Raw genomic sequence first — 6,000 nt, 5'->3', positions numbered from 1 at the left:
AAGTATAACGCCTGGGAGACTAGGTGTCCTTTTTTTGCAAAAAAACAGGCCTAAGTTTCTCAGTGTTGAACTTAATCAACACTAAAAAGCTTAGACCCGTAAATGTCCATTGCGGTAAACATCTTTTCCAGTTCCCACTGCTCATCTACTTGGTGCATATAGTCCGCCACCCCCGGCAGCATCGCTCCGAACGCTACGCACTGGTTCATCGTCCGCGCGTAAGTTGCCCCGCCAGAAACTTGCGGTTCGGTGGTATCGCCCGTAACTTCCCGATATACGGCCATCAATTTTTCAACTAATTCGCTGTCCTTTGGTACATATAGCGGTGCTAAATAGTCGAAATCTTCATAACGATACCCGTATTCAGCAATTTTGTGCGTCATTTTTTCAATCAGCTCATCGTGATCCACGGTGACCGGTATCCGCATGTCGACCTGCATCCGGGTCTCCTCTGGATTGACTTCAATGTTGGAAATGTTGATCGTTAAATGACCAGAGGCTTCATCCGCCACGTCACCCATTAGGTTCACACCAGTGGCATCTTCTTTGAAACAGCGCCCGATCAACCCCAGTGGGCCATCCGGGAAAACTTGGTCTAACGCCATTGCCAGGCGTAACACCGCGTTAGTCCCTTCTGGTGCCAGCATGGCATGGACGGCGTTGCCGGTCACGGTAATGCCATCTGCATCCGCCTCATAACCAAAACCGAATCCATCTAACGCTGCCTTAACTTCTGCCAATTTCGGCCCGTTATACTGAGCTTTAGCCGGCACGGCATTAAAGGCATTTTGCATTTTCAGACTAAAGTCATGACTGCCTGGCCCCACGAAGTAAGACTGTTGCAGGCCCTTTTCCGCGTAGGTCACCGGAAACGCTGAATCCGGTGCGATTCCGTGAGTGATGGGTTCTTCTTTTTGTTGATAAACGGCGATTCCCCGCCAGAGGGTTTCTTCATCCGTCCCGAAGATGAACCGGATCCGTTCTTTAAAGGTCACACCGGCATCCATCAACGCTTTAACCGCGTATAATACTGCCACTGATGGGCCCTTATCATCTTGAACGCCACGCCCATACAGCACCCCGTTTTCAACAACGGCGTTAAATGGTGCATGGGACCAGTCAGCCGCGTCACCAGCCGGCACCACGTCCACGTGACCCAAGATGCCGAAAATAGTATCGCCCTCACCGACTTCTGCATAACCGTAATTGCCGTCCGGATCCGTATAGGTTTTAAACCCCAGTTCCGAACAGATCTGCATCATTTCATCTAGCGCATCACGAATCGGTTGGCCAAAGGGTGCACCAGGGGCTGGTTCAGTGGTACTAGAGGGATGTTTTACCAACCGTTTGATGGCTTCTACGGCGGCTTTTTGGTGGGTTGCTTTGATGTATGGTTGCATGGATATGACCTCCCTTTTGTCTCTCTTTTTACATATTTACATAGTCAAATTGGGCTGCAGTAAGCAAAGACTCAACGTAGCCGAATCGGGCTACAACAAGCAGAGAGCTGCATGTAAGTCACTTTCGGCATAAATCCAAGTTCGGGATTTTTACCGAAAGCGCCTTACACTCCGCTCTCTAACCGCTTGTTTACACACCTTACAAGATAGCAAGTATTCCCAAAAATACACAAGTTACAATGAACAGATAAATCATCAGTTTGGCAATCCATTTCCACCACACGCTAATGTTGATGTGGGCAATGGCTAAGGCCCCCATCACAACGCCTGAAGTTGGGGTAATTAAGTTTACCCAGCCAGACGCTGCTTGGTATGCCGTGATGACCACGCTGCCATCGACACCAGCAAATTTACCCATCGGTCCAATAATCCCCATAGTTGCCGACGCCAGTCCAGACGTTGACGGAATAAGGAAGGACATTGGAATGTAGAAGATGTAAGTGATGATAATGAAGACACTTTCTGAGAGCCCCTTCAGTCCCATTTCACCCCAGTGAAGTACTGTATCGGTGATCAGACCGTCGTTCATCACCACTTGAATTCCCCGGGCCACCGCCACGATGATGGCTACGCTCAGGAAGTCTTTCATCCCACCCATAAACGCGTCGATGAATTCGGCTTCCTTCATTTTATAAACAAACATAATGATCACTGCCATTAATAGGAACAGCATGGTGATTTCCGAGAAGTACCAGTCACCCATCGGCACCATGTCGCTCCCTAAAATGTTCCCCAGAATTGGGATACCTGATAACCACTTAGTCGCAGATTCGAAGAAAGTCCATTTATTGTTGATCGTGCTCCACGGAATTAACCCGATGATCATCAGCAGGAATGTGAGTCCAAATAAACTCAGGACCCATTTTTGCCGCCCCGTCATCGTGCCGGCATCATCCGCGTCTTTAACAGAAAAGCGATCCAGATCCTTTTCACGTTGTTCAAACACGGCCGACTTGCTGGGGTCCTTTTCGACTTTTGAAGCGTACCGGTAAACATACCAGATACCGACGATCAGCGTGATCACCAGCAGCATTAACCGTGGGAAGATTCCTTGACCCATGGAGAGGTCTAAGGTCTGACTAGCCACCCCGGTCGCGAATGGGTTCACGGTAGAGGCCAGTACCCCAATCTGTGAGCCAACCAGAATAATGGCCACCGCCGTTAACGAATCAAACCCAACCCCAATCATGACCGGAATCAGCAGCGGATAAAACGCGATCGTTTCTTCTGCCATTCCGTAAGTGGTCCCGCCTAACGCAAACAGGATCATTAAGATCGGGATCAACCGTTTTTCCTTACCTTTATATCTGCGGACGACAGCACCGATCCCATCATCCAAAGCCTTGGTCTTGTTGACCACCCCAAGGAAACCACCGATAACGAGAATAAATAGTGAGATTGAGATAGCGCCTTCAGTATGATCATTACCGATCATCCCATAAATTGGCGACATAAAGACATCCCAGATTCCTTGTGGGTTTGCCGTTACGCTCTTATAAGTATGCGCAATGATATTGCCAGCTTTATCTGTGTTATAAGCCCCTGCCGGAATGATCCAGGTGAGAATGGCAACTAACGTAATGATCATAAACAGAATCGTATAGGCTGACGGCATTTTAAACCGTCTCTTCTTTGGTTCTAGTTTAGGTGCTTGCATCGTCCTCATCTCCTTATTGCGTATTCTTTGACACTTTTAGTTTAGCGGAGATAAGTAACCAAATTATGACTATTTCTTGAAAATTTCAAATTTTTTGTTAATCGTGAGCATTAATCTTTACTTATTGGTTTGATTTATGGCGTTTGGCATTGCAGGATCGGCTGAAATCACGGTCTCATTTATTAATGGGTTATTTTCCAATTACTTATTCTTGAATTATCAATGATTACTTATACTGTATTTGACAGTACCAGCTACAGCATTAAATATGCTATAATCCCCTTGAAAGCGTCACCAAAGGAGGAAATTCAATGGTTGAAGATGGCTTCATGAACATTCAAGATGCAGATTCAGACATTATTGTTGATCTGAAATACGCCACTACGGATAATTTTACTGGCCGCAAGATTTATGGCTTTACCACGGCAATTGCACGCACGGGAACCGCTAAGAAACTCGGCAACGCTGCTAAGGCCTTAAAACAACAGGGCTTTCGCATCAAAGTCTGGGATTCTTACCGCCCAGTCGGCGCCCAGGAAAAACTGTTCGAAGTGGTGTCGAACCCCACGTGGGTGGCCGAACCCGACCCGAATTACTCCCATCAAAAAGGGGTGACCTTTGATCTGACTTTGACTGATTTAGACGGTAAAGAAGTCGAAATGCAGTCGGGCTTTGATGATTTTACCGGCAAGGCCGTCCGCAACTATCCACGGACTACCACTCAAGAAGCCAATTACCAGATTCTACTCTCAGCCATGACTCAGGCTGGCTTCGTGGGCTACGAAAATGAATGGTGGGATTACCGCGATACTGAAATGGATCAGTACGGTCCGTTAGCCGCTGATCCTAATGATTACGCGAAATCGTAAAAACATGAGCGATATATTAAACATTCAGTCCAAAACTGACTATACTATTAAGTGGTGATTACCACCTCCAAACGATCAGCTCAAGTACGTGGCTCCGCCGAAATTGCGACCAGGCTTGGCTCAAGTGATCACCCTACCAATCTGCCATAGGTTGGAATTGAGTTAACTCAAAAAAGACACCGCCCTTTATGTGAAGGACGGTGCTTTTAGTGTCTCATGTTTTATTGTTCCTGATTATCGCTAACTTGTTTAACAAATGAATGATCGGGTACCCGGATCAGCGTGAAGCGGTTCGCTAACCGACCGGCGTGAAGACCAACTCCATTTAAGAAGGTCTTTTTATAGGTCGTTTCAACGACCCCGACCCACGCCTTTTGGTGCTGTTTTTCCATTTCGTTGACCTTCGCCTTATTCCACTTATATGAAGAGGCCACTAGGTTAACTGGATGACCCCCCGCTGAAACGGTGGCACTGTCACCCGGCACCATGTCTTTTTCGCCCTGCGTGTAGAACGTGTAATACTGCGCTGGCTTACGGCCATTACCGGTTTTCACGATCACGTAGTCCGATTTGCCGATCGCACTGGTGTCTAAAACCAACGGCTTGTACTGGTAAGCCACGGTCACCCGCTTGGGGTTCAACTGGCTGACATCCTGAAACAGCGTTGTGTAACCCATTCCCCACAGGCATAGGAGAAAAATAACCAGTTCAATACTTGATTTAGTGATATTTTGCCACGACCAAGAGCGTTTCTCCGTCACCAAAAGTTTCAGCCGACGCACGCGCATATCGTGTACCATCCAGATTAAGTAGATCAATAGTAGAAGCCAAAGCCCCATACCAACTAAATTCCATGCTGATTTCATGATACCTCTCCCATTCTTATCCCTGATTTAACGCTTTGGCTGCAACGTTTCACCCAAAATAGCGCTTAACTTATTTCTAGATTATCGAAAGTCACATCTAAAAACAAGTCCCTAGGTAGAAATGTTTTGCTGACCTATAATAGCATTATACAACATTATTGAGGGAGGTTTTAAAATGTGTACTAGTCTCACGCTATCCGCGGCTGACGGCACTCATCTGCTGGCAAGAACGATGGATTTTCCAAACGTTGATCCGTGGCAGCCCACCATTCTTGAAGCTGGCACGAGCTGGCGGCCAATTTTAGGCGAACCGCAAACCACGCGGTACCGGATTGTTGGCTCCGCCCGCCATTTAAACGGCTATTCACTGTTTGGTGATGGTCTGAATAGTGCTGGTTTGAGCTGTGCCGAACTATACTTTCCTAATCGCATCAACTACTACGATGACCCGCAAGCTGGGATGACGAATCTCACCCCGCAGGACTTCATTCTTTGGGTCTTAAGTCAGTACCGAACGATTGCTGAAATGGCTGCCGACCTGTCAACCGTTGCGCTTATTGGGCGTGTCTGGTATGCAGAAAACAAGGTCTACCCCTTTCATTGGTTGTTAGCAGATGCCACTGGCGCAACTGCCGTTCTAGAACCCACGGCCCACGCGCTAAAATTAATCACTGATCCTCTAAACGTGCTGACTAACACGCCCGAATTAGCTGACCATCTGGGGCGCGTAAACCGTTTTTTAAATACCGATCGTGCCCATTTACCAGCTGCTGCCAGCCAATGGTTAGCTGAAAAGAAGCCCCTGCCAGAAGGTCCAATTCCTACCGACCGCTTCATTAAAACCGTGATCAACCTTTGGGGACAGCCGCAACCGGCAACTGCTGAGGCGGCTGTTTCGCAAGCGGAAGCCATCCTGACTCAAGTTATTATTCCCAGACAGGCCGGTCGACACCCTGCTAACCATAACTTTACCCACTATATTAGTATTATTGATACAACTCATCTGCGCTATTTACAATTACCGACAGATGACACGCCAAAATCAGCAATTGACCTCTAATTTGCTGTAAATATTAAACAAAAAACTGCGATTTTAATTAAAATCGTAGTTTTTTTAACTTTTTTTGAAAATCTCCCCATATTTTACC

At 47.1% G+C, this 6,000-nt stretch carries 5 protein-coding genes; 2 read left to right on the top strand and 3 right to left on the bottom strand.

The window, feature by feature from the left end; all coding sequences use genetic code 11:
- Positions 1–71: 71 nt before the first annotated feature.
- Together FFM73_RS09055 and FFM73_RS09050 are read right to left on the bottom strand one after the other, a co-directional pair.
- Positions 72–1,400, bottom strand: coding sequence for a M20 family metallopeptidase (locus FFM73_RS09055; protein ID WP_137631435.1), 1,329 nt, complete (start codon positions 1,398–1,400; stop codon positions 72–74).
- Positions 1,401–1,599: 199 nt separating this feature from the next.
- A complete protein-coding gene (locus FFM73_RS09050) occupies positions 1,600–3,126 on the bottom strand; it encodes a YfcC family protein (RefSeq protein ID WP_373278654.1) in 1,527 nt (508 codons plus the stop codon).
- A gap of 302 nt (positions 3,127–3,428) precedes the next feature.
- Here FFM73_RS09050 and FFM73_RS09045 point away from each other — a divergent pair, with 302 nt between their 5' ends.
- Positions 3,429–3,986, top strand: a complete 558-nt coding sequence (locus tag FFM73_RS09045; protein ID WP_137631433.1) for a M15 family metallopeptidase — start codon at positions 3,429–3,431, stop codon at positions 3,984–3,986.
- 221 nt (positions 3,987–4,207) lie between these two features.
- Here FFM73_RS09045 and FFM73_RS09040 read toward each other — a convergent pair whose 3' ends face one another.
- Positions 4,208–4,852: an LVIS_2131 family protein gene (locus FFM73_RS09040; RefSeq protein ID WP_137631432.1), complete on the bottom strand. Its 645-nt coding sequence runs from the start codon at positions 4,850–4,852 to the stop codon at positions 4,208–4,210.
- 175 nt (positions 4,853–5,027) lie between these two features.
- Between FFM73_RS09040 and FFM73_RS09035 the strand changes: the two genes are divergently transcribed.
- Positions 5,028–5,912 carry a linear amide C-N hydrolase gene (locus FFM73_RS09035; protein ID WP_137631431.1) on the top strand — a complete coding sequence of 295 codons (885 nt, stop codon included), beginning with the start codon at positions 5,028–5,030 and terminating at the stop codon, positions 5,910–5,912.
- Positions 5,913–6,000 lie beyond the last annotated feature (88 nt).

Source organism: Secundilactobacillus hailunensis, from assembly GCF_005405185.1.
In the GTDB taxonomy this organism is placed as follows: Bacteria; Bacillota; Bacilli; order Lactobacillales; family Lactobacillaceae; genus Secundilactobacillus; species Secundilactobacillus hailunensis.
Note: the sequence above shows the minus strand (reverse complement) of the source record. Positions and strands in the feature narration are given on the sequence as shown.

Coding starts and splice junctions, on each gene's coding strand:
- FFM73_RS09035 (WP_137631431.1), top strand. CDS start 5,028: ATGTGTACTAGTCTCACGCTATCCGCGGCTGACGGCACTCATCTGCTG.
- FFM73_RS09055 (WP_137631435.1), bottom strand. CDS start 1,400: ATGCAACCATACATCAAAGCAACCCACCAAAAAGCCGCCGTAGAAGCC.
- FFM73_RS09040 (WP_137631432.1), bottom strand. CDS start 4,852: ATGAAATCAGCATGGAATTTAGTTGGTATGGGGCTTTGGCTTCTACTA.
- FFM73_RS09050 (WP_373278654.1), bottom strand. CDS start 3,126: ATGAGGACGATGCAAGCACCTAAACTAGAACCAAAGAAGAGACGGTTT.
- FFM73_RS09045 (WP_137631433.1), top strand. CDS start 3,429: ATGGTTGAAGATGGCTTCATGAACATTCAAGATGCAGATTCAGACATT.